Annotated in this window: 20 protein-coding genes, 1 tRNA gene and 2 rRNA genes (1 of these 23 only partly in view); 15 read left to right on the forward strand and 8 right to left on the reverse strand. The window is 68.5% G+C overall.

Annotation, left to right across the window (positions count from 1 at the left end):
- Nucleotides 1-2248, forward strand: a 23S ribosomal RNA gene (locus EP757_RS11465); it begins 868 nt to the left of the window's first position.
- Between the two features lie 99 nt (nt 2249-2347).
- Nucleotides 2348-2464: ribosomal RNA gene (rrf, locus tag EP757_RS11470) — 5S ribosomal RNA — on the forward strand.
- Nucleotides 2465-2601: 137 nt separating this feature from the next.
- Here the strand turns inward: rrf and EP757_RS11475 are convergent.
- Nucleotides 2602-3759, reverse strand: a complete 1158-nt coding sequence (locus tag EP757_RS11475; RefSeq protein ID WP_232050463.1) for a phytase — start codon at nt 3757-3759, stop codon at nt 2602-2604.
- Nucleotides 3760-3934: 175 nt separating this feature from the next.
- On the opposite strand from EP757_RS11475, the gene EP757_RS11480 reads away from it, so the two are divergent.
- Nucleotides 3935-4006, forward strand: a tRNA-Lys gene (locus EP757_RS11480).
- A 49-nt stretch (nt 4007-4055) separates the two neighbouring features.
- On the opposite strand, the gene EP757_RS11485 is transcribed toward EP757_RS11480, so the two are convergent.
- Nucleotides 4056-5846 carry a stealth family protein gene (locus EP757_RS11485; RefSeq protein WP_127544756.1) on the reverse strand — a complete coding sequence of 597 codons (1791 nt, stop codon included), beginning with the start codon at nt 5844-5846 and terminating at the stop codon, nt 4056-4058.
- Between the two features lie 226 nt (nt 5847-6072).
- Nucleotides 6073-6894, reverse strand: a complete 822-nt coding sequence (locus EP757_RS11490) for a L,D-transpeptidase family protein (RefSeq protein WP_127544759.1) — start codon at nt 6892-6894, stop codon at nt 6073-6075.
- Between the two features lie 140 nt (nt 6895-7034).
- On the opposite strand from EP757_RS11490, the gene EP757_RS11495 reads away from it, so the two are divergent.
- Together EP757_RS11495 and EP757_RS11500 are read left to right on the forward strand one after the other, a co-directional pair.
- Complete coding sequence (locus EP757_RS11495; protein WP_127544762.1) at nt 7035-7667, forward strand: CGNR zinc finger domain-containing protein; 633 nt, start codon at nt 7035-7037, stop codon at nt 7665-7667.
- Nucleotides 7668-7709: 42 nt separating this feature from the next.
- On the forward strand, nt 7710-8546 hold the full coding sequence (locus EP757_RS11500) for a zf-HC2 domain-containing protein (protein ID WP_127544765.1): 837 nt from the start codon (nt 7710-7712) through the stop codon (nt 8544-8546).
- Nucleotides 8547-8634: 88 nt separating this feature from the next.
- On the opposite strand, the gene EP757_RS11505 is transcribed toward EP757_RS11500, so the two are convergent.
- From EP757_RS11505 to EP757_RS11515, 3 genes are all read right to left on the reverse strand, one after another.
- Nucleotides 8635-8868, reverse strand: a complete 234-nt coding sequence (locus EP757_RS11505) for a hypothetical protein (RefSeq protein ID WP_127544768.1) — start codon at nt 8866-8868, stop codon at nt 8635-8637.
- A 62-nt stretch (nt 8869-8930) separates the two neighbouring features.
- Entirely contained in the window at nt 8931-9383 is a 453-nt protein-coding gene (gene mscL / locus EP757_RS11510) for a large conductance mechanosensitive channel protein MscL (RefSeq protein ID WP_127554201.1), read from the reverse strand.
- A gap of 111 nt (nt 9384-9494) precedes the next feature.
- Nucleotides 9495-9848: an STAS domain-containing protein gene (locus EP757_RS11515; protein ID WP_127544771.1), complete on the reverse strand. Its 354-nt coding sequence runs from the start codon at nt 9846-9848 to the stop codon at nt 9495-9497.
- Between the two features lie 161 nt (nt 9849-10009).
- On the opposite strand from EP757_RS11515, the gene EP757_RS11520 reads away from it, so the two are divergent.
- The 9 genes from EP757_RS11520 (at nt 10010) to EP757_RS11560 (ending at nt 18443) form a co-directional block, all read left to right on the forward strand.
- Complete coding sequence (locus EP757_RS11520) at nt 10010-10849, forward strand: STAS domain-containing protein (RefSeq protein WP_127544774.1); 840 nt, start codon at nt 10010-10012, stop codon at nt 10847-10849.
- 1 nt (nt 10850) lies between these two features.
- Nucleotides 10851-11270 carry an STAS domain-containing protein gene (locus EP757_RS11525; RefSeq protein WP_127544777.1) on the forward strand — a complete coding sequence of 140 codons (420 nt, stop codon included), beginning with the start codon at nt 10851-10853 and terminating at the stop codon, nt 11268-11270.
- Nucleotides 11267-11671, forward strand: a complete 405-nt coding sequence (locus EP757_RS11530) for an ATP-binding protein (RefSeq protein ID WP_127544780.1) — start codon at nt 11267-11269, stop codon at nt 11669-11671. Before EP757_RS11525 ends, EP757_RS11530 begins: the two co-directional genes overlap by 4 nt.
- The gene (locus EP757_RS11535; protein ID WP_127544783.1) at nt 11668-12699 is read left to right on the forward strand and encodes a SpoIIE family protein phosphatase; all 1032 of its coding nucleotides are present in this window, start codon (nt 11668-11670) and stop codon (nt 12697-12699) included. Before EP757_RS11530 ends, EP757_RS11535 begins: the two co-directional genes overlap by 4 nt.
- Nucleotides 12696-14051, forward strand: a complete 1356-nt coding sequence (locus EP757_RS11540; RefSeq protein WP_127544785.1) for a sensor histidine kinase — start codon at nt 12696-12698, stop codon at nt 14049-14051. Before EP757_RS11535 ends, EP757_RS11540 begins: the two co-directional genes overlap by 4 nt.
- Nucleotides 14044-15615 carry a SpoIIE family protein phosphatase gene (locus tag EP757_RS11545; RefSeq protein ID WP_127544788.1) on the forward strand — a complete coding sequence of 524 codons (1572 nt, stop codon included), beginning with the start codon at nt 14044-14046 and terminating at the stop codon, nt 15613-15615. Before EP757_RS11540 ends, EP757_RS11545 begins: the two co-directional genes overlap by 8 nt.
- A gap of 64 nt (nt 15616-15679) precedes the next feature.
- The gene (locus EP757_RS11550; RefSeq protein ID WP_127544791.1) at nt 15680-16216 is read left to right on the forward strand and encodes a PadR family transcriptional regulator; all 537 of its coding nucleotides are present in this window, start codon (nt 15680-15682) and stop codon (nt 16214-16216) included.
- On the forward strand, nt 16213-16899 hold the full coding sequence (locus EP757_RS11555) for an ABC transporter ATP-binding protein (protein WP_127544793.1): 687 nt from the start codon (nt 16213-16215) through the stop codon (nt 16897-16899). The genes EP757_RS11550 and EP757_RS11555 overlap by 4 nt, the downstream gene beginning before the upstream one ends.
- Nucleotides 16896-18443 (forward strand): FtsX-like permease family protein, encoded by a 1548-nt coding sequence (locus EP757_RS11560; RefSeq protein WP_127544796.1) that lies wholly within the window; start codon nt 16896-16898, stop codon nt 18441-18443. Before EP757_RS11555 ends, EP757_RS11560 begins: the two co-directional genes overlap by 4 nt.
- Nucleotides 18444-18582: 139 nt before the next feature.
- Here EP757_RS11560 and EP757_RS11565 read toward each other — a convergent pair whose 3' ends face one another.
- Nucleotides 18583-20649, reverse strand: coding sequence for a S9 family peptidase (locus EP757_RS11565; RefSeq protein ID WP_127544799.1), 2067 nt, complete (start codon nt 20647-20649; stop codon nt 18583-18585).
- 136 nt (nt 20650-20785) lie between these two features.
- On the opposite strand from EP757_RS11565, the gene EP757_RS11570 reads away from it, so the two are divergent.
- Nucleotides 20786-21904: an FAD-binding oxidoreductase gene (locus EP757_RS11570; RefSeq protein ID WP_232050464.1), complete on the forward strand. Its 1119-nt coding sequence runs from the start codon at nt 20786-20788 to the stop codon at nt 21902-21904.
- 506 nt (nt 21905-22410) lie between these two features.
- Here EP757_RS11570 and EP757_RS11575 read toward each other — a convergent pair.
- Nucleotides 22411-23025, reverse strand: a complete 615-nt coding sequence (locus EP757_RS11575; protein WP_127544805.1) for a dihydrofolate reductase family protein — start codon at nt 23023-23025, stop codon at nt 22411-22413.
- Nucleotides 23026-23044 lie beyond the last annotated feature (19 nt).

Consider the following 23044-nt stretch of genomic DNA (forward strand, 5'->3'; position numbering starts at 1 on the left):
GGGGTGAAAGGCCAATCAAACTCCGTGATAGCTGGTTCTCCCCGAAATGCATTTAGGTGCAGCGTCGCGTGTTTCTTGCCGGAGGTAGAGCACTGGATGGTCTAGGGGGCCCACAAGCTTACTGAAATCAGCCAAACTCCGAATGCCGGTAAGTGAGAGCGCGGCAGTGAGACTGCGGGGGATAAGCTTCGTAGTCGAGAGGGAAACAGCCCAGATCGCCAGCTAAGGCCCCTAAGCGTGTGCTAAGTGGAAAAGGATGTGGGATCGCATGGACAACCAGGAGGTTGGCTTAGAAGCAGCCACCCTTTAAAGAGTGCGTAATAGCTCACTGGTCAAGTGGTTCCGCGCCGACAATGTAGCGGGGCTCAAGCACACCGCCGAAGCTGTGGCATTCACACTTTGCTCGACTCAGACTTTCGGGTTTGAGCCCAAGCGTGTGGATGGGTAGGGGAGCGTCGTGTTGCGGGTGAAGCGGCGGAGTGATCCAGCCGTGGACGCTACACGAGTGAGAATGCAGGCATGAGTAGCGAATGAAGGGTGAGAACCCCTTCCGCCGGATGACCAAGGGTTCCAGGGGCAGGCTAATCCGCCCTGGGTGAGTCGGGGCCTAAGGCGAGGCCGAGAGGCGTAGTCGATGGATAACGGGTTGATATTCCCGTACCCGCAAAGGAGCGCCAACGACGAACCTCACTGTACTAACTACCCAATGCTGGGGAGGACTTCGGTCCGAGCCGGCGGCGGCTAGGACCTCGGTGGGTAGTAGTTGAGTGATGGGGTGACGCAGGAAGGTAGATGATCCCGGCCGGTGGTTGTGCCGGGGTAAGCGTGTAGGCCGGTGTGTAGGCAAATCCGCACACTATTGAGGCTGAGACGTGATGCCGAGCCGTTCTGGTGAAGTCATTGATCCTATGCTGCCGAGAAAAGCCTCTAGCGATGTTCCGAGCGGCCCGTACCCTAAACCGACACAGGTGGTCAGGTAGAGAATACCGAGGCGACGGGTGAACTGTGGTTAAGGAACTCGGCAAATTGCCCCCGTAACTTAGGGAGAAGGGGGGCCGGACGCGTGAAGCCCCTTGCGGGTGGAGCGTGGTATGGCCGCAGAGAGCAGGGGGAAGCGACTGTTTACTAAAAACACAGGTCCATGCGAAGTCGTAAGACGATGTATATGGACTGACGCCTGCCCGGTGCTGGAACGTTAAGGGGACCTGTTAGCCAGCAATGGCGAAGCGGAGAACTTAAGCGCCAGTAAACGGCGGTGGTAACTATAACCATCCTAAGGTAGCGAAATTCCTTGTCGGGTAAGTTCCGACCTGCACGAATGGCGTAACGACTTCCCCACTGTCTCAACCACAGGCCCGGCGAAATTGCAGTACGAGTAAAGATGCTCGTTACGCGCGGCAGGACGGAAAGACCCCGGGACCTTTACTATAGCTTGACATTGGTATCCGAATTAGCTTGTGTAGGATAGGTGGGAGCCGGTGAAGCTTGGACGCCAGTTCAGGTGGAGGCATTGTTGAAATACCACTCTGGTTGGTTTGGGTATCTAACTTGCGGCCCTGATCGGGTCGAGGGACAGTGTCTGGTGGGTAGTTTAACTGGGGCGGTTGCCTCCTAAAGGGTAACGGAGGCGCCCAAAGGTTCCCTCAGCCTGGTTGGCAATCAGGTGTTGAGTGTAAGTGCATAAGGGAGCTTGACTGTGAGACTGACGGGTCGAGCAGGGACGAAAGTCGGGACTAGTGATCCGGCACTTGCGTGTGGAAGCGGTGTCGCTCAACGGATAAAAGGTACCCCGGGGATAACAGGCTGATCTTCCCCAAGAGTCCATATCGACGGGATGGTTTGGCACCTCGATGTCGGCTCGTCGCATCCTGGGGCTGTAGCAGGTCCCAAGGGTTGGGCTGTTCGCCCATTAAAGCGGTACGCGAGCTGGGTTTAGAACGTCGTGAGACAGTTCGGTCCCTATCCGCCGTGCGCGTTGGATACTTGAGAAGGGCTGTCCCTAGTACGAGAGGACCGGGACGGACGAACCTCTGGTGTGCCAGTTGTTCTGCCAAGGGCACGGCTGGTTGGCTACGTTCGGAAGGGATAACCGCTGAAAGCATCTAAGCGGGAAGCCTGCTTCGAGATGAGGTATCCCACCACCTTGAGTGGGTAAGGCTCCCAGGAGACTACTGGGTTGATAGGCCGGAGATGTAAGCACGGTAACGTGTTGAGTTGACCGGTACTAATAGGCCGAGGGCTTAACCACCCTAAATTTTCTGCTTGCGTCCACTGTGTGATTCACAGCAAACGAACAATCACCCCAGGTTGAAAGATCTGGGTTGCTGGTTGCTCTGCTGACCGTTGTTTCGGTGGTCATAGCGGAGGGGAAACGCCCGGTTACATTCCGAACCCGGTAGCTAAGCCCTCCAGCGCCGATGGTACTGCACTCGGGAGGGTGTGGGAGAGTAGGACGCCGCCGGACTCAACTTATGGAAAGGCCCACCCGGGCGACCGGGTGGGCCTTTTTGTATTTCTGGGCTTTTGACGGAGCGCAACGGCTCCTTGGAGAACGTAAAACGGCGCCGCGGATGAGAATCCGCAGCGCCGTTCCGTGTTGGATCAGTCGAGGTTCAGGGCTCGCCAGTCGACGTACTTGAAGTTGGTCGAGGTCCGGTCATCGTCGGGCTTGTTCTCGCCGTCGTGGAGGACGAGGAGGCCCTTCGGGTAGCCGGGCAGGGCGACAGCGGTGGCAGTAGCTCCGTCGGAGTGCTGGACGCCGTCGATCCGCGGGCCGTCGGACACCGTGAAGATCTTGATGGGGCGGTTCGTGCGGCGGTCGTAGACGAAGAAGCGGCTGTCGCCCTGGCTGGAGACGACCAGGTAGCCGTTACGCCGCGAGGTCGGGTAGATCGTCGCGCCTTCCACGTCGGCGGTGATGCGGCCGCCGTAGCCGGGGTCGTTCGTCTCGTCGAGGGTGCACTCCTCGGTCTCCGGGTCGTAAGTGGCCGGCACACCGAACTCGGCGACCTTTTCCACGATCCGCGGGACGCTGCTGAAGTGGCCGCCCTTCAGGTCGATGCGCCACAGGGCGACGTCTTCCTGAGCTGCGTAGAGCACACCCGCCTCGGCGTCCACGACCATGCCTTCGACCTGGGGGTCCTCGCCGGGTTCCCCGCACGGCGACCAGCTGGCGCCGTTCGGCAGACGGAAGTGGCGGGGCAGGTCCAGCGTGTCCGTCGTACGATAAGTGATCTTGCCGTTCTTCTCCTCGAGCCGGAAGATCCCGAGCCGGGTGCTGTGCCGGCGGCTCACCACGGCGTATTTGTCGTGGAGGGCCAGGCCGTAGCCCGTCGCCTGCTCCTCGACCTCGGCCTCGTCCTTCGAGAAGAGCAGCGGGACGTTCGCGGCGGTGATGTCGGTGAGGCCGGACGCCTCGATCTTGTAGATGCGGAGCTTGTCCAGGCCGCGGTCGGTCACCACGGCGACGTCGATCTTCTTCTTCCCGAGCTTGAAGCCGGTGAGCACGTCGACGTTGTTGAAGCGGCCGCCCGCGGGCGTCGCGATCGACTGGACTTCGCGACCCTTGAGGTCGTAGACCCGGAGGCCGCCGTTCTTGGCGGTGCCGATCACCAGGCTGCGGCCCTTGTCGGCCTGGTTGATCCAGATTGCCGGGTCGTCGGCGTCAGCGTCACCCCCGGCCTCGTCGTCGAAGAGGGACGGCGTCTCGACCGTCGCGGTTATCTCCCGAGGAGGACGCTGAGCTGCTTGAGCAGGCACGGCGGAGAACGTGGTCAGTGCGACTAGAGCGGCTATGCCGGCAGACCGATGCATGACATCGAAGCGTTCCCGATGAACCTGACCGAAGGGTGGCCGGTGCTTTAACAACGTGCGCGCGCTACCGGGTGGGTGCAAGATGTCGTAGCAGATCGAGGAACGGTAGGCTTGCACACGCGGGCTGCTAGCTCAATGGCAGAGCTGTGGACTTTTAATCCATAGGTTCAGGGTTCGAGTCCCTGGCGGCCCACGACGGATGAGCGGGTCCGTTCACGGAGAACGTGAGCGGGCCCGCTCTTCTATTTGCTCATTCCGGGGATCGGTGCGGCGGCAGTCGGCTGCCGGGGGATCTGGATCGGGCCGGAGGCTGCGGCGCGGGCCAGTTGGGTGGCGCTGAACTGGGCACGTTCGGCTGCCACGTCGTCCGGCAGCTCGTAGGGCGACCGGAACGGGAAGTACAGCGGCAGGAAGTCGGCCAGCATCTCGGCCTGCTGGCTCAGGGCCACGGCCGCCGAGTTGGTGTCGTTCAGGCAGAAGACGTCGGAGCGCCTGCGGGCCAGCAGGAACGCCAGCTGGACCGGCGTGGACGGGTGGGCCAGGTCGGCGTAGGTGTAGCTGATCGAGCCCGGGACGGCGCGCTTCGTCAGGAACGCCCAGTAGTGCTGCAGCGACGACGGGATCGAGAGGTCACCGGGATGGCGGAACGGGTGCTCGGCGGTCTGCCGTACCTCGTCCGGCAGCCAACTCTCGATCTCCTCGAGCACGCTCTTCTGCAGTGGGTACGGAACATGCTGCATCTTCTGCGTGATGCCCCGGTCGAACCGCTCGGCGATGTGCCGCCGGTTGTTCTTGCCGGCCGCTGTCACCGGAGCGTCGAAGACCGTCGCCGGGCCGGCTTCGAGCTGCGCCTTCGACGGGAAGTACTTGGCGATGCCGTTCGCGTGGAAGAACGCCTCCGGGGAGACCGGACGGCCCAGGAACATGTCGTCGTTGAAGTAGATGAAGTGCTCGGCCAGGCCGGGGATGCGGTGCAGCCGGGACTCGATGGCGTGCGAGTTGAACGTCGGCAGCACACCGGTGTCGCCGAACACCTCCCGGTGGCTGACCACGGTGAGCCGCGGGTCCGAGGTGTCCAGCCAGGGCGGGACCTGGTCGTCGGTGACCAGGAAGATCTTCCGGACCCAGGGCGCGTACGCCGCGATCGACCGCAGGGAGTATTTCAGCTCGTCCCGGCTGATGAAGCGGGACGCGTTCGCTGCGATCGTGTTCGTCTGCTCGCGGCCGAACGCGGCGAGCGAGGCGTTCTTCCGGTCCACCCAGTCGGGGTCGCTGCCGTCGACCCACGTGTAGACCACGTCGATCGGGAAGCGCACGTCCTCGGCCGGCACCACGGCGAACTCGGAGCGCGTGCGGTACTGAGGCCGGTCGTCGGTGAGGGAGAGTATCGGGTTCAGCGCGACCGGCGGGACCTGCCGATAGTGCGGCTCGGCCGGCAGCGCCGTCGCCACCGAGTTGCGGCGCGGGGCCACGATGATGTCTGGAGCGCCGCCCGGACCCCTCTCGGTCCTCCAGAACTCGATCTCGCAGGCGGAGCCGCTGCCGAACACCGTCGTCCCGTAGGGGCTGGTGATCGGGAAGTAGACCTGGACGCCGGTCTTGCCGCGGCCGGCTGTGAAACCCTCATCGTTGATCCTGCCGATGCGGACCTCGGCGCCGGTCAGCCGGCCGTCGGCACGCAGGGCGGCGAGCGTGCGCTCCCGGTCCCGGCTGTTCACCGCGACGGCGCTGTGCTGGGTGTCGACCGGGCGCAGGCAGAAGTAGTCGATTCCGGCGCGTTCGAGCACGGCGACGACCGCGTCCAGGTTCTGCTTCCAGGCGGCGGCCGGGGTCATGTCGGGCACGACGCGGGCGCGCACGGACTCGCCGGCGTCTCGCACGGTGACCATCGAGCCGGTCTGGGCGGGCTTCGGCAACGACCGCTGGCGGGTCAACCGGCGGACGAGCCAGAGCTGACGGTTCGGCGGGAGCAGCTCGATCAGCTTGAGCCGGTAGTCCTTGGGCAGCAGCCGGTAGAATCGGAGCGCGATCATGGCGCACCCAGCAGCGCCGCCGTGGCGAACGGCGAAGAGCGCCTGCCTGCGACCGCGTCAGTCTTAGAAGACACGACAGCCTTCCCCCCGTGCACCGCTAGCACGGCCGGAGAACGACTCCTGGTGTGGACGGTCTTGGCCGTAGCGAGTTGACAGGCTAGTTGCATGAGCTTCGCGAAACAAATCCATGTATGGCAGGTGGCTGCTTGATTACGCAGCGCTAGCGCTAGTAGACCCACACGCGCGTTTTGATCGGGATCTTGTCGTTCGTCCATAGCCAGTTCATCGCCGCGATCGAGACACGGGCACAGCCGTGCGAGGCCGGATGGGCGGGCACACTCGGTGCGCCGTGCACCGCGATCCCGCCGTTGAAGTACTTCGGTCGCCACAGCAGTCCGAGCGGAGCGTCGCGCCACCCGTCGATCTGGCGGCTGACCTTGAACTTGCCTCGTGGCGTGTCCGCCAGGTAGGTCTCGCCTTCCTGCTCGTAGTACGTGTTCGAGCCGGTCGACGTGTTGAAGATCTGCTCGATCTCGCCGTCCGAGACGAGCATGAGCAGCTGGCGTTTCAGGTCGATCTCCACGAACCTGCCGTCCGTGGACCGTGCCTCAGGGCGGACGCCCCGGTCCAGCGCCTGTTGCGTCTTGGGTCCGACGACGCCGTCACGCCCGAGTTTCGCGGCCTTCTGCAGCGCGAACACCGCCTGCTGCGTCGTGCCGCCGAACTTGCCGTCCACCTTGCCGTTCCAATATCCGAGCTCGGCCAGCCTGGTCTGCAGCGCGAGCACCTCGGCGCCCTCGGCCCCGGACTTCAGCTTCTTCGGCTTCACCGACGGTGACAGGGACGGCGACGCCGGCCCGGCGGAAGGACCTGACGGGGGCGCGCTCGGCGCGGACGGTCCGGCTGAGGGGTCGGGAGAGCTTGGCGTCGTCTGCGGGGGTACGGGTTGAGCAGTCCCGTCGGCGGACGGCTCGGACGAGTCACAGCCGCTCAGGAGAAGCGCCGAGGCCGTTGCCGCGGCGACCGTGAACGCCAGGACTCTCCGCACCGAATCGCCTCCTCGGACACTGCTGGTGGCCGCCAGTGTAGTGACGCCTGTCCACTGATCCACCGAAGATCACCGATCAATCACTCGCCGGAGTGGACCGTGGCCCAGGACCTCACAAAAGAGCCGAGTAGTCTTTGGCTATGTCATGGAAGGCGAGCTCACGGCATGGCGTCCGGGAAGCGCCGGCCGGGTTCGCGTTCGTCCAGGAGTTGCTGAACACGCGCGGCACGATGGCGTACGGCGCTGACCTGCTCGGCACCGTCGAGGACGCCCAGTGGTGGGTGACCGACGCGCTCGGCAACTGGTCCCGGGTCTCCGGCCTGCCGGCGCCGACCCTGCTGCTCTCCGCCGGTGACCTGCGTTCCCTGCGCCGGCTGCGCGCCGCCTTCGAGCAGGTGGTGCTCGCCGGCGCCAACCCGGAGCGGGACGGCGCGCTGCCACCGGCCGACGTGCAGGTGAGTCTCGTGCCCGATGCGGACGGCTGGGTGCGCGTGGTCCCGACCGGTCGCGGCACCCGCTGGTTCGCCTCGGCGCTCTGGTCCGAGGCGCTGCAGGCGCAACAGGCCGGTCTGTGGCCGCGGCTGAAGCTCTGTCACAACGCCGCCTGCCGGGCCGCCTTCTTCGACACCTCGCGCAACAACAGCGGTGTCTGGCACGACGTCAGCACCTGCGGAAACACGGCTAACCTGCGGGCGTTCCGGGAGCGCCGCCGGCTGCTCGGCCACACCGGCGACCAGCAGGTGGGCGTCCCCGGCCGGCGGGAAATGAGCTGATCCGGCGGGAACTCCCGGGCGCCGCCGCGCGACTATTGATTCATGGCATGTGAGCGGTGGCGCGAGATGCTCTCCGCGCAGTTGGACGGCGAGGACGACCCGGTCATGCGACCGCTGGTCGACGAACACCTGGCCGGGTGCGCCGGCTGCCGGGAGTGGCTGGACCGGGCGGCGGCGGTGAACCGGCTGACACGGACGGCAGCGGTCCCGGTCGTGCCCGATCTGAGCGCGGCCATCCTGGCGGCTCTACCTTCTTCCGGCGCTGGTGCCGCCGCATCTTCGTCCGGTGCCGCGTCTTCGTCCGGCGCCGGATCGGCGGGGGCGGCGGCGCGGCGGCGGTGGCGGTGGCGGGTGCCGGTCGCGGCGCTGCTCTACATCGCGCTGGCGCTGGTCGGGACGGTTCAGCTCATCCTCGGCCTGACGCAGGTCGGCGGCGGGGTGAGTGCCGGGCACGAGCACACCGGGCTGGACGCTACTCCGGGCCACCTCTGGCACGAGTCCGCCGCGTGGAACGTGGCGATCGGCGCCGGTTACCTCTTCATCGCCCTGCGCCGCACCCGCCCGACGGGTCTCCTGCCGATGCTCACCGCGTTCGTCGCGATGCTGCTGCTGCTCTCGGTCAACGACCTCACCGGCGGCCGGGTCGACGTGGCCCGGCTGGTCGGCCACGGCTTCGTGATCCTCGGGTATCTCCTGGTGGTGGCGATCTCCCGGGGCGTCGGCGGGACGGCCAGGCCGCCCGGCCGGCGCGAGGGAGTGGGCTGGCGGGCCCGGTTCGACATCACCGAGCCGGAGCCGGAGACTCCCGTGCGGCCGGGCCTGCGCCTGCTGCCGCCTCCTGCGGGGCCGCTCACGGCCCGAGCAGACAAGGCCGCCTAGACAAGGCCGCCTAGACAAGGCCGCCTAGACAAGGCCGCCTAGACAAGGCCGCCTAGACAAGGCCGCCTAGACCGGGCTGCTTGATCGTTCAGCGGGCCGGCGGGCGGACGGAGAGCTCTCGCCACTCGTCCGGGCCGTTCAGCAGGCCGCGGACCATGTCGACGGCCGCGTCCTCGTTGTCGAACTCGAAGAAGTGCGAAGCGCCGTCGGAACCGCCGGCACGCTGTTCGACATACCACTGGTCACCGCTGACCCGTAAGTAGACGTCCTTGCGGGCCAGGCGCCCCCACTTGCCGTTCCACCAGTGCTTACGCTGCTCCATCCCGGCACTGTATCGAACAAGTGTTCGAACGGTGCCGGGTGGGCGGATCTTTTTCGACCGGGTCAGCGCGGCGGCTGCTGGGAGTGACGGCCCAGCACCTCGTCGAGCGCGTTGTTCGCCACCTGGTGACCCTGGCCGCGCAGCAGCGCGTCGCGGATCTCGGTGAGCAGCTTGACCTCCTCGCTGGGCGCCTTCGGCGGCGGCTCCTCGCCGCGGCGGCGACGCTCGGCAAGCTTGTTGAGCGGGAAGACGACGAGGAAGTAGAGCACCGCGGCGGTCAGCAGGAACGTGATCAACGCGTTGATGAAGGCGGCGTAGTCGAAGACCACACCCGGCTCGGGCGACCAGGCGCCACTGAGCGCCCCGCTGCCACCGCCCATCCACTTGATCAGCGGCTCGAGGAACGACTTGGTGAAGCCGCTCACCACCGCGGTGAAGGCAGCGCCGATGACGACGCCGACCGCGAGGTCGACGACGTTACCGCGCATGATGAAGTCTTTGAAACCTTGGAGCATCTTGCTCACGGGCACTCCCGGGGGCCGAAGAGGTTCATCCGGCAACGGACGTGCCCGTCACCGGTCGGCGACAAACTACGCCGACCGGTCCAATCACGGAATCCGCAACGCTCAGTCGAGCGCCGGCTCCTCGGCCGTGACAGCCTCGTCCACCGAGGGATAGGTGTGCAGCACTTCGACGAGGCCACTCACCTCGAGGATGCGCAGAACCCCCCGCTGCGGAGCGGCCAGGCGGACCGTGCCACCGGCATCGTCGGTGCTGTTCTTCGCCCGGACGAAGACCGAGAGACCGGTGGAGTCACAGAAGGACACCTCGGCCAGGTCGAAGACCAGGCGGGTCCGGCCCTTCTCCAACAGGTCACTGATCTGATCCTGCAGCTGGGGGGCGGTAGCCATGTCCAGCTCACCGGCGACCGACACGACCACCATGTCGCCGCGCTGTTCCGTTTGTACCGTCAGGGACATTCGCCGACCTCCAGTTATTGCTGAACGGTACTCCACGTACCCGGGGATGCGCAGAACCGGACCCGGCAGTTCTGGTCCGTTAGTTGGTCTACAGCAAGTAACGGACCTACTGATGGTAAAGTCCGGCCGTCGTGCATGGATCTGGTGGTGGGGAGGCAGCGATGCCGCTGAGTTCGGACGAGGCAGGCCGCTTCGCCGACCTGCTGAAGGAGCACGCGGAGTCACTCACGGGCCGGTGGACCGAAATGGTCGCCACGAACCTGCGGGGCCGCTTGAGCAGTACGGAGCTGCGCCGGCAGGTCGAGGACCTCCGCAAGGGCTTCGAGTCGGCCCTCCGCTCCGGGTCGGTTCATCTGACCGACGAGTCCTCCGCCGAGCTGCGGGCCCAGCTGGGTGAGCTCTCCACCAGCCGGGCGCGGCAGGGATTCAGCGCGACCGAGACCGCGGTCAGCGTCTACGCGCTCAAGGACGCGGTGCTCGAGGTGATCGGTGGCGGCACCGACGTCGGGAGCCTCCGCGACTACGTGGCCTTCTCCTCTTTCGTGGACCGGGCCGCGCTCTTCACCTTCGACGCGTACGTCCAGGTCCGCGAGTCGCTCATCGCCGACCAGGCCGAGCAGCTGCTCGAGCTCTCCACCCCGGTCGTCAAGCTCTGGGAGGGCGTCGTCGCGGTGCCGCTGGTCGGCACGCTCGACTCGGCCCGCGCCCAGGTGGTGATGGAACGGCTGCTGCAGACGCTCGTCGACACCGGCTCGCCGTACGCGATCATCGACATCACCGGCGTGCCGGCGGTCGACACCCAGGTCGCGCAGCACATCCTCAAGACCGTGGTGGCGGCCCGGCTGATGGGCGCCGACTGCATCATCTCCGGTATCCGCCCGCAGATCGCGCAGACGATCGTCGCGCTCGGCATCGAGTTCGGCGACATCGCGACGAAGGCATCGCTGGCCGACGCGCTGCGGTACGCCCTGAGCCGCGCCGGCAAGCGGACGGAGCGCTGACGTGGAACGCGTCCCGGTCCTGAAGATCGGCGACATCCTCCTCGTCTCGATCCAGATCGACATGGAGGACCAGGTCGCTCTCCAGCTCCAGGAGGATCTGGCCGAGCGGATCGTAGCGACCGGCTGCCACGGCGTCATCATCGACATCAGCGCGCTGGACATCGTCGACTCGTTCGTCGGCCGGACCCTGGCCACCATCGCCTCGGTCTCCCGGGTGCTGGACGCCGAGACCGTAGTGGTCGGCATGCGGCCGGCCGTGGCGATCACGCTGGTCGAGCTGGGCCTGTCGCTGCCGGGGATCCGTACGGCGCTCAACGTCGAGCTGGGTATCGAGATGCTCGCCCGGGCCCGCCAGGACAGCGAAATCGAACTCGACTTCGACGAGGATGAGCCTGACACGGCAGCGGTAAGCACGCCGTGAGCGAGGAGAGCCAGCGGCTTCCGGTCTCGACCGACCAGGACGTCGTCCGGGTCCGGCAGTTGGTGCGCACCGTCTCGGTCGCGGTGAAGCTCTCCCTGGTCGACCAGACGAAGCTGGTCACGGCCGCGAGCGAGCTGGCACGCAACACCCTGGTTTACGGTGGTGGCGGCGAAGTAGTGGTGAGTCGTGTGCAGAACGAGCGCCGGGCCGGCATCAAGATTGTTTTCGCTGACGAGGGACCGGGTATCGCCGACCTCGATCTCGCGCTGACCGATGGGTACACCACCGGCGGCGGCCTCGGCCTCGGCCTCAGCGGCGCACGTCGCCTGGTCGACGAGTTCGACATCCAGACCGAGCCGGGTAAGGGCACGACGATCACCGTTACCAAGTGGTGCCGATGAGTGGAGGCACGGTGGCGTCGCTGCCCGAAGGACTTCTCGACGACGGGGTCTGGTTCCGCGTCGAGGAGGCGGTGACCGCCGCCGCGGTGCGTCGTGCCGCCGAGCGGCTCGCCGCCGACCTCGGCATGCCGGAACGCAGCATCGCTGACCTCTCGATCGTCGCCGCCGAGGCGGCCGGCAACCTGGTCAAGCACGCCGACCAGGGCCAGATCCTGGTACGCGCGGTGCGCACCCCGGAACAGGCCGGCGTCGAGATCATCGCGATCGACAGCGGACCCGGCATCGACGACGTCAGCCGCGCGATCGGCGACGGCCACTCCACGGCCGGCACCCTCGGCATCGGCCTCGGCGCCATCCTGCGCCAGGCCAGCCGCTGGGACCTGCACTCGCTGCCGGGACGGGGGACCGTCCTCGCCGTGCAGGTGTGGCCGGCCGAGCCCCCGGCGCCGGCCTGGGCGGGCGGCCTGATCCGGCCGTTGCCGGGCGAATCGGTGAGCGGTGACGCGTACGCGGTCCGGCAGGAGGGCGACCGGCGGCAGGTGCTGGTCAGTGACGGGCTGGGGCACGGCGGTCTCGCCGCAGCGGCTTCGCAGGAGGCGGTGCGGACCTTCCTGAAGGGCCCGATCACGCCACCGGCCGCGGCAGTGGAGGCGCTGCACCGCGCGCTCGGGCACACTCGCGGCGCTGCGCTCGCGGTCGCCGAGCTGGACACCGGCGCCGGCGAGGTCCGGTACGCCGGGCTGGGCAACATCTCCGGCACCGTGCTGGCCCCGGACGGCACCCGGCGCGGCATGATCTCGATGCCCGGCATCGCGGGACACCAGCGCCGGCAGGTCCGGGAGTACGCCTACCCGCTCGAGCCCGGCGCGGTCGTGCTGATGCACACCGACGGCGTGCAGGATCGCTGGAACGTGTCCGACTACCCGGGACTGATCACCCGCTCGCCCGAGGTGATCGCGGCGACCATGCTGCGCGACGCCGGCACCCGCCGCGACGACGCCGGTGTCCTGGTGGCGCGTCCGTCATGACGTACACGGCCGGCGAGCAGCTGATCAGCATGCGCCTGCGGGTCGAGCAGGACATCTTCGCAATACGGCAGCTCGGCCGTGAGGTGGCTCGGGTCGTCGGGCTCGAGTCCCAGGACCAGACCAGGTTCGCCACGGCGATCAGCGAGGTGGGCCGGGTTCTGCTGGCCGCCGGGCCGGACGCGGAGGTGCGGTTCAGCGTACGGCCGTACGGGGTACCTACTCTTCAGGTGACGATGGCACATCCGTCCGCCGGGGAAACGTCCCGGCTGGCCGGACAGCTGCGGCAGGTCGGCCGGTTGGTCGACACGATGGAGGTCGACGATGGCAGTACCGGCACGGTCGTACGGATGGCCCGGCGTCTCCCAGCAGCCGCGCCGGAGCTGACCCCGGCCCGTATGGACGAGATCCGTACCGGGCTGGCCGGCCATGTCCCCGGTAGCCCGCTTGACGAGCTGGCTGTGCAGAACCAGCAGCTCATCGCGGCGCTGGACGAGGTGCGTGCCCAGCGCGACGATCTGGCCCGGCTCAACGCCGAGCTGGAGGAGACGAACCGCGGTGTGATGGCGCTCTACCACCAGCTCTCCGAGGAGCTGGAGGAGACGAACCGCGGTGTGGTGGCCCTCTACGCCGAGCTGGACGAGAAGTCGGTGCAGCTGCGGGCCGCGAGCGAGGCGAAGAGCCGCTTCCTGGCCAACGTCAGCCATGAGCTGCGCGCGCCGGTCACCGCGATCATCGGGCTGGGCCGGCTGCTCACCGACTCGGGATCGGACGAGCTGACCGAGGAGCAGGGCCGTCAGGTGGAGCTGATCCGTACCTCGGCGAGTGATCTGCTCACGCTGGTGAACGGTCTGCTCGACCTCGCCAAGGCGGAAGCCGGACGGATCGAGCCGAACTGGTCCGACGTCGACCTGAAGGCGATGTTCGGCCAGCTCCGCGGCACGCTGCGGCCGCTCGCCACCCGGCCCGAGGTGGACTTCGTGGTGGATGAGCCGACCGTGCCGTCGCTGCGCTCGGACGAGGTGCTGCTCGCCCAGGTGCTGCGCAACCTGCTGACCAACGCGCTGAAGTTCACCGAGTCCGGCTCGGTGCGGCTCAGCGTGCGCCGGGTGGACGGCGACGTCGAGTTCGCGGTGGCCGACACCGGCACCGGCATCCCGCCCGAGCTGCACGAACGTGTCTTCGAGGAGTTCTACCAGGTGCCCGGCAGTAAACCGGTGAGCGGGAAGGGGACCGGTCTCGGCCTGCCCTACGCCCGGCGGCTGGCCGGAATCCTCGGTGGTGGCCTGTGGGTCGACTCCCTGCCGGGCGCCGGCAGCACGTTCACCCTGAGGCTGCCGGCGACCCATGAGTGATCTCGTCCGATCCGGCTTGCAGAACCGGGGTCCGGCCACGGTCCTCGTCGTCGACGACAGCGCGACCAAGCGATATCTGCTGGTCAGCTGGCTGACCCGGGCCGGTTTCACGGTCATCGAGGCGGAGACCGGGGGCGCGGCGCTGACCAAGCTGCTGGACACCGAGGCCGACCTGGTCGTGCTGGACGTGAAGCTGCCGGACATGAGCGGCTTCGAGGTCTGCGAGCGGATCAAGACCGATCAGCGGTACGGGGTACTGCCGGTCATCCACGTCTCGGCGCACGCCGTGGACGTGAACGACCGGACCCAGGGGCTGAACCGGGGCGCGGACGCCTACCTGGTCGAGCCGATCGAGCCGGAGGAGCTGATCGCCACCGCACAGGCGGTGCTCCGCTACTACCGGGCGCGCCGCCGGGCCGAGCTCCTGGCCGAGCGGATGGTCCGGCTCGCCGAGGCCACCCTGGCGATCAACTCGGCGCCCACCCTGCCGACCCTGCTGGAGGCGGCCGCCGAGGGCGCGCACGCCATCTTCGGCGGTCCGGTCGCTGTCGTCGCGGAGACCTCCGAGGGCGAGAGCCTGGCCGCGACGGGAACACCCGCGAAGGTACGGCCGTGGGCCGTGCCGGCCCTCGACCATCCGGTAGCCGTCGGATCGCTGGTACGCACCGACGAGGCCGCCGACTGGAACGTCGCCGAGTGGCCCGAGGGCGAGACCGTCGCGGTTGCGGCGGCTCGGCTGCGCGCCGACCGGCCGCCGGTCTACGTGGCGGCGCCGGGCAGCTCGCAGAACCCAGGATTCCCGGTGCTGCGGCAGCTCTCCCAGGCGGTCGCCGCGGCGGTCGAGGCCCAGCGGTCGTTCGACGAGGAGCACCGGATCGCGGTGACCCTGCAGCGCAGCCTGCTGCAGTCGGAGCTGCCCCGGGTGCCGGGCGTGGAGCTCGCGGTCCGCTACGAGCCGGCCGGCGCGCAGACCGAGGTCGGCGGCGACTTCTACGAGCTGACGGTGCTCGGTGGCGAGCTGCTGGTGGCGATCGGCGACGTGGCGGGGCACTCGCTGCACGCCGCCACGGTGATGGCCGAGCTGCGGCACGCGGTCCGGGCCTACGCGGTCGAGGGACATCCGCCGGGCGCGGTCCTGGAGCTGGTCAACCGCTTCATGCGGACCGTGCTGCCACACGACTCGGCCACCCTCTGCCTGCTCACCATGGACCCGGCGACCGGCCGGATCCGGATGGCGAGCGCCGGGCACCTGCCGCCGCTCGTGCACGTGAACGGCGAGGCGACGTTCCTGTCACCGCGCGGGCCGCTGCTCGGCATCGACGCGCCACGCCGGGCCGAGCTGGAGCTGACCCTGCCACCCGGGGGCACGCTGGTGCTCTACACCGACGGGCTGATCGAGCGCCGGGATGCCGACATCGACGTGGGTCTGCAGGCCCTGGCGGCGATCGCGAGCGAGGTAGAGCCGGATCTCGACGCCTTCTGCTCCCGGCTGCTGAGCCGTCTCGCCGGCCCCGGTGAGCAGGCCGACGACATAGCCGTCGTGGCGCTGCGCCGCACTGCTTAGATCGACTCTGGTCCCTCGCGTGGAGGGTTGACGACGGCTATTCACTGAGTGAATAGTACCGGGTATGTCCACCGCACACGTCCTGCTCGGGTTGCTCGTCGCCGGCCCGCGGCACGGTTACGACCTCAAGCGGGCGCACGACGAGCGCTTGCCACAGGCCAAGCCTCTGGCGTACGGGCAGGTGTACTCCACTCTCGGCCGTCTCGAGCGGGACGGGCTCGTCGAGCAGTCCGGTCAGGAGCAGGAGGGCGGCCCGGAGCGGACGTCATACTCCCTGACCGACCTCGGCCGCAAGCGCCTCGACGCCTGGCTCACCGAGGTCGAGCCGCCCGCGCCGCACGTCACCAGCGCGCTGTTCAGCAAGGTCGTCGTCGCGCTGCTGGCCGCCGACGCCGACCGCGCCCGGCAGTACCTCACGGTGCAGCGGGCCGCCCACATGACCCGGATGCGCGAGCTGACCGTGGCCAAGTCCTCGCCCGGCACGACGGTCGGCGACGTGATCGCCGCCGACTACGCGATCGGGCACCTCGACGCCGACCTGCGCTGGCTGCAGACCACGATGGCCCGCGTCGCCGACCTACAGAAGGAAGTGACGGCATGACCGAGGCTCTGCTCACCGCCACCGGCGTGCACAAGAAGTACGGGAACACGCCGGCGCTGCGCGGTGTCGACTTCAGCATCGAGAGCGGCGAGATCGTCGCGGTGACCGGGCCGAGCGGGTGCGGCAAGTCCACTCTGCTGCACTGCCTGGCCGGCCTGCTCAGCCTCGACGCGGGCGAGGTGCGGTACCGCGATCAGGACATCGGGCTCTTCTCCGAGGCGTCGCGGTCCCGGCTGCGGCGGTCCGACTTCGGGGTGCTGTTCCAGTTCGGGCAGTTGGTGCCCGAGCTCACGGCCGCCGAGAACGTCGGCCTCCCGCTGCTTCTCGCCGGTTCGGGGCGGCGAGAGGCGCGGGAGGCGGCGCTCGGCTGGCTCGACCGGTTCGGAGTGGCGGACCTCGCCGACAAGCGCCCCGGCGCGGTCTCCGGCGGCCAGCAGCAGCGGATCGCGGCCGCCCGGGCGCTGGTCACCGAACCGCAGGTGATCTTCGCTGATGAGCCGACCGGCGCGCTCGACCAGCTCAGCGGTGAGCAGGTGCTCGGTGCCATGGTCCAGGTGGTGCGGGAGCAGGGGACGGCCGTCGTGCTGGTCACCCACGAGGCGACGATCGCGGCGTACGCCGACCGGGAGGTCGTGCTCCGGGACGGCGCCGTGGACCCGACCGGTCTCGGGGTGACGCCGTGAGGTTCTCCACCCTGGTCCGGCTGAGCCTCGCGGGCAACCGCACGGATCGGCTGCGGACCGTGCTGACCGCCGTCAGCGCCGCCCTCGCCGCGGTCTTCCTGCTCGCGGCCGCGACGGTGGCCTCGATCCGGGGTGGCGAGATGGTCATCGACGGCACCGGCATGGGAACCCGCAGCCCGGGGACCCAGCAGTATGCCAGCGCGCTGCTCATGGAGGCCGGCCTGCGACCCGGCGTCATCTTCGCCCTGGTCATGCTGGCGCTGCCGGTCCTCGCGCTGGCAGGGCAGTGCATCCGGCTCGGCGCCCCGGCCCGGGACCGTCGGCTCGTCGCACTCCGGCTCGGTGGCGCCACTCCGGGGCAGGCCGTCCTGATCGCCGGGGCGGAGACCGCGGTGGCCAGCCTGTTCGGCTCGCTGATCGGGCTCGGCGTCTTCGCGGCTCTCCGGTCGGTGCTCGACAACCGGACCGCCGACGGCCGGCTCTGGCTGCCGGTCGACGTGGTGCCGGACCCTCTCCTGGTGGCCGGCGCTCTCCTGCTGGTCCCGCTGCTGGCCGGCGCGGTAGGCGTGCTGCTCATGCGCCGCATGGTGATCACGCCGCTCGGGGTGGTCCGTCGGGTGCGCGAGGACGGGCCGGGACCGTGGCCTGGCTTCCTGATCGCCGCCGGGCTGGTCGCGTTCGTCAGCCCGGGGTTGCTCGCCGATCTTCTCCCGGTCCACGGGGAGTTCCCTTCCTGGGTGGCGCCGGTGCTGATGGGCGGGGGCGTCCTGCTGGTGACGGTCGGCGTGGTGATCGGCGTCGGCTGGATCTCGTACACGTCGGGGCGGCTGCTGCGGCGGTACGGCCGGGGCGCTGCGACGCTGCTGGCCGGGGGACGGCTGATGGCCGACCCGTGGAACGGCAGCCGCACGCTCGGTGCGCTGCTCGGAGCGATCGTGTTCGGGGCCGGCACTCTGGGCTTCCGGGCGATGTTCGCCACCGAATTCGCGGCCTCGGCCCGGTATGAGGAAATGATCGCCGGCACCGGCTACCCGACCTCCGGCTACAGCGACCCGGAGTTCTATCTCGGCGCGATCCGGCTCGTCATGATCGCCGTGTCGATCGCGATGCTGGTCGCGGCGGGCGGCGTGCTGGTCGCCCTCGTCGAGGGGATCGTGGCACGGCGGCGGGCGTACGCCGCGCTCACCGCCACCGGGGTGCCCCGGCGGACGCTGAGCGCGGTGCTGCTCTGGCACACGTTCGTGCCACTGGTGCCGGCCGTGCTGCTTGCCCTTGGCACCGGCGCCTCGCTGTTCCGGCTGGGGGCCACCGAGGTGCGTCTCGGCGAACCGTTCGAACAGTGCATCGATCCGGCTGCGGTGGACTGGGAGACCTGCGCCCGGGAGACGATCGTCCCGCCGTCGCTCGTGGTGCCGATCCCGATCCCGTTCGCCCAGCTGGCTCTGCTCGGCGGGGGAGCGCTGGTGGCGATGCTGCTGGTGGTCGGCGTGGGCGTGGCGGTGCTGCGGACCAGCACCGACCTCGAGGAGCTACGCGTCGGCTGACGCGCGCGCGGAGGTGATGGGCGTCAGACCGTGCGCCGGCATCCGTCCCGGATGCCGGCGCAACGGCCCGGCACGACCACCCGGGTCGCGAGGAGGACCAGAGGGATCATGCGTATCCCGTACGAAGAATGGTCTTGATCTAAGCGGCCTTGACCACGTCCAAGATCCAGGAGAGCACGAAGGCCTCCTCCTTCCAAGCGTCGTAGCGGCCGCTCGGCCCACCGTGCCCGGCGCCCATCTCGGTCTTGAGCAGGAACTCGCCGTCGGGGGCGACCGCGCGCAGGCGCGCGACCCACTTGGTCGGCTCGTGGTAGAGCACGCGGGTGTCGTTGAGGCTGGTCACCGCGAGGATCTTGGGGTAGCTCAGCTTCGCGACGTTCTCGTAGGGGCTGTACGACTTCATGTACGCATAGACCTCGGCGGATTCGAGCGGGTTTCCCCACTCCTCCCACTCGGTGACCGTGAGCGGCAGGCTCGGGTCGAGGATCGAGGTCAGCGGGTCGACGAAGGGAACCTCGGCCACGATCCCGGCGAACGCCTCCGGAGCGAGGTTCGCGATCGCGCCCATCAGCAGGCCGCCGGCCGAGCCACCCCTCGCGACCAGGCGCGACGCCGACGTCCAACGGGCCCGGACCAGAGCCTCGGCGCACGCCACGAAGTCGGTGAAGGTGTTCTTCTTCGCCAGCATCTTGCCGTTCTCGTACCACCCGCGGCCGAGCTCGCCACCACCGCGGACGTGCGCGATCGCGAAGACCACGCCGCGGTCCAGCAGGCTCAGGCGGGCGATCGAGAAGTACGGGTCGATCGAGTGCTCGTAGGAGCCGTAGCCGTAGAGCAGAGCCGGGTTGTCGCCGTTCTTGACCAGGCCTCTGCGCGCCACGATCGAGATCGGGACACGGGTGCCGTCCGGCGCGGTCGCCCACTCGCGGAACTGCTCGTAGTCGGCCGGGTCGTAGCCGCCGAGCACCGGCTTCTGCTTGCGCAGCGTCATGGCCCGGGTGACCAGGTCGACGTCGTAGACCGAGTCCGGCGTGACCAGCGAGGTGTAGCTGATCCGGATGGAACCCGTCTCGTACTCCGGGTTGCCGGCCAGCCCGACGCTGTAGATCGGCTCCGGGAAGGTCATGTCGTACGTGTCGGTGCTGCCGTCGGTCATCACCCGCAGGCCGGTGAGACCGTCCCGGCGCAGCGACACCACGACGTGCCGGGCGAACGCGTCCACCGACTCCAGGCGGGTTCCCGGCTGGTGCGGGATCAGCTCGACCCACTCGCCCGGGTTGTCCACCGAGGTGCACGCCAGGGCGAAGTCCTCGGCGTCGCGGTTGTGCAGGATCAGGAAGCGGTGGCCGTGGTGCTCGACGCTGTATTCCACACCCTGGACGCGCTCGGCGATCAGCGCCGGCTCGGCCGTGGGGTGGTCCGAGGGGATCACCCGCACCTCAGAGGTGATCTTGCTCTGGGTGTCGACGACGATGAACTTCTCGCTGCGGGACAGGTCGACGCCGACCCAGAAGCGCTCGTCCGGCTCCTCGTAGACCAGGGTGTCCTCGGTGCTCGCGCCGACGGTGTGCCGCCACACGCGGTAGGGGCGCCACGCCTCGTCGACAGTGATGTAGAAGAGGACGCTGCCGTCGGCCGACCACGCGCTGCCGTAGAAGGCGTCGGTCACCTCGTCGGGGAGGATCTCGCCGGTACGCAGGTCCTTGATCTTGAGGGTGAACCGCTCGTCGCCGGCGAAGTCGGTGGAGAACGCCAGGAGGTTGCCGTCCGGGCTCACGTCGAACGTGCCCAACGCGAAGAACTCCTTGCCCGCGGCGAGCTCGTTGCCGTCGAGCAGGACCTGCTCCCCGGGCTTGTCGGCGCCCATCGGCGGGTCGACCTCACCGGGCTTGACGGCGACCCGGCAGTGGATGCCGTACTGCTTTCCCTCGACGGTTCGCGTGTAGTACCAGAAGGCGCCCTTGCGGGACGGCACCGAGAGGTCGGTCTCCTGGGTGCGGCTGCGGATCTCCTGGAAGACCTTCTGCCGCAGGTCGTCCAGGTGAGCCGTCGCCCGCTCGGTCCAGGCGTTCTCCGCCTCCAGGTACGCGATGGTCGCCGGGTCCTCTTTGTCCATGAGCCAGGCGAACTCGTCGGTGACCGTGTCGCCGTGGAACGTGCGCTCGGTGGGCGACTGATGTGCGGTGGGAGGCGCTTCGTTCGTCACCCGAAACACGTTACCGGCCGATTGGTCCGCGATGAGTTTCTTACACACTCGGGCCTCAGCTATTCGAACATGTGTACGATATGCCAGAGTGGACGATCTTCAGGGGGTCTCGATCTCCGTAAGGGGGAGGCACGGCGTGACTGATTCCCTTCTCGATGCGCTCGTCGACATCTGCGGTCCCGGATTCGCGCGTCCGGCCCGCAGCGTCGACCGGATAGCCGGACGGCAGGCTGCCCATGTCGCTGTTCCGGCCACGGCGTCCGCAGTCGCCGATACGCTGCGGCTTTCCGATTCGTTCCGCGTCCGCGGCGCGGGTACGAAGATCGACTGGGGCTTCCCACCCGCCGATCTCGATCTGATCGTGGACACCGGGCGGCTCAACGGCCTCTGGGACCACAACGAGGCCACCGCCGTCGTCGCGGCCGGCACCCCGGTCGCCGCCGTCCAGGCCGCCCTCGCGCTGCGCGGCCAGCGGCTCGCCGTCGACCCGCCGTCCCGGGGCGCCACCATCGGCGGCATGCTGGCCGTCAACGAGTCCGGGCCACTGCGGCACCGCTTCGGCAGTCCCGCGGCGCAGACCGTGAGCGTCGACTACGTGACCGCCTCCGGCGCCGTCGAGTCCTCCGACGGTGAGGGCGGCCGGCCCGGCATCGCCGAGATCGACGGGGTCCTCACGTCCGCCGTTCTCCGCCTGGAGCCGCTGCCACCCGCGCGCCGCTTCGTCGGCCGGACCGTCGAGACCCCGGCGGAAGTGGACGAGCTCGTCTCCGCGGTGCTCGCCCAGGACGTCTCGCCCAGCGCCATCGAGGTCGACCTGCCCGGGGCTACCGGTGGAGTCCTCGCCCTGCTGCTCGAAGGCCACGAATCCGAGGTGGCCGGCAGCGCCGACAAGATCGCCGGAGTCTGGGGCGGCCGCTCGGTCGTGACGTCGGCGGCGCCCTCGTGGTGGGGGCAGTACCCATTCCAGGCCTCCTCCGACGTGGCGTTGCGGATCGCGGCTCAGCCTCGGCACCTGCAGGCCGTGGCGTACTCCCTCCGCGACGCCGCCGGCTCGGCCGTCGCCATCCGCGGCTCGGCCGGGGTCGGGACCGTTCATGCGGTGCTGCCCAGTTCGCTGGGGGTGGCGCGGGTGCGGGAGATCCTGGTCGCGTTGGAACAGGTGCTGCTCGCTCGGCGGGGGAAGCTGGCGGTCGTCTCGGCGCCGCCGGAGTTGGCCGTCGAGTTGCCTATGGCTGATCGGCGGGGCTTGTTCTGAGGGGTTCGGTCACGGCTCGTTTTTGGGATGTTGGAACTGCGGGGGGTCGGTCGGGCCCCTCGCAGTTTGGGCCGGTGATCGCGCCTGCCCGCGCGGTGCTTGGTCGCACGTTGCATGCGCGTGCGTGCTCGCGCGTTGCTTGCTCGTGCGTCGCGTCCTTGCGCGTTGACTGCTCGCGCGGATCGCGCGTGATCGCGCCTGCCTGTGCGGATCGCGCCTGTTGGCGTGGATCGCGGTGGCCCGTGCGGGCAGCGCTTGCTCGTGCGGATCGCGCCTGCTCGTGCGGATCGCGGTGGCCCGTGCGGATCTTGGAGGGCTGGCGGTAGCGACGGGTTTGTAGGCGATGCGGGCGTGCCTTCGGGTTCGCTGCTTGCCGTGAGGCGGCATTCAGCCTGAGCGAGGCCGACCGTGACTCATTGCTGCCGTGAGTGGCGGGCAGCAACGAGCCACGGGCCTTGCCGCACAGCGATGAGTCACAGCCGGGCAGGCGCGGACACTCGCGGATGTCAGCCGAACGAGGGAATTCTGGTCACCGTCTCGGCTGCCAGGTGGCGGCCCAGGCGGGCCACGTCGCCGACGGCGTAGGTGAGGTAGGCGAATTGGCCCACCTCGCTGACGCCCGTCAGGATCAGGTCGTCGACCAGGAGTTTACGGCGTAGCAAGGGCGCGCCGCCGCCGAGGATCGCCGGCGCGATGCCGAGGATGATCTCGTCGAGGAGGCCGTGGTCGACGAACTGGCTCACCAGGTCGCCGCCGCCGGCCAGCCAGACGTTCTTGCCCTGGGCGGCCACCAGCATCGCCTCGTGAACGCGCCGCACGTCTCCGCTGATCATGAAGACGTTGGCGTCGGGGACGGGCGGGAGGTCGCGGTGGGTGAAGACCCAGCACGGTACGTCGCCGTACATGTCGTGCCAGTTCTCCGGCTCCTCGAGCAGGTTGTCGTTCTTCAGAACCCACTCGTAGGTGGTCGCACCCATGGCGAACGCGCCGATGCCGGCGAAGAACTCGCCGAACGGGTTGGCGGTGCCCTCGTCAACCTCGAAGAGCCAGTCCAGCGAGTTGCTCTGGTCGGCGGTGAAACCGTCGATGCTGGTGGCGGTGTAGTACTGCGTCTTCGCCATGACCAACACGATGCCACGA

The sequence above is a fragment of the Actinoplanes sp. OR16 genome (assembly GCF_004001265.1).
Taxonomy (GTDB): Bacteria; Actinomycetota; Actinomycetes; order Mycobacteriales; family Micromonosporaceae; genus Actinoplanes.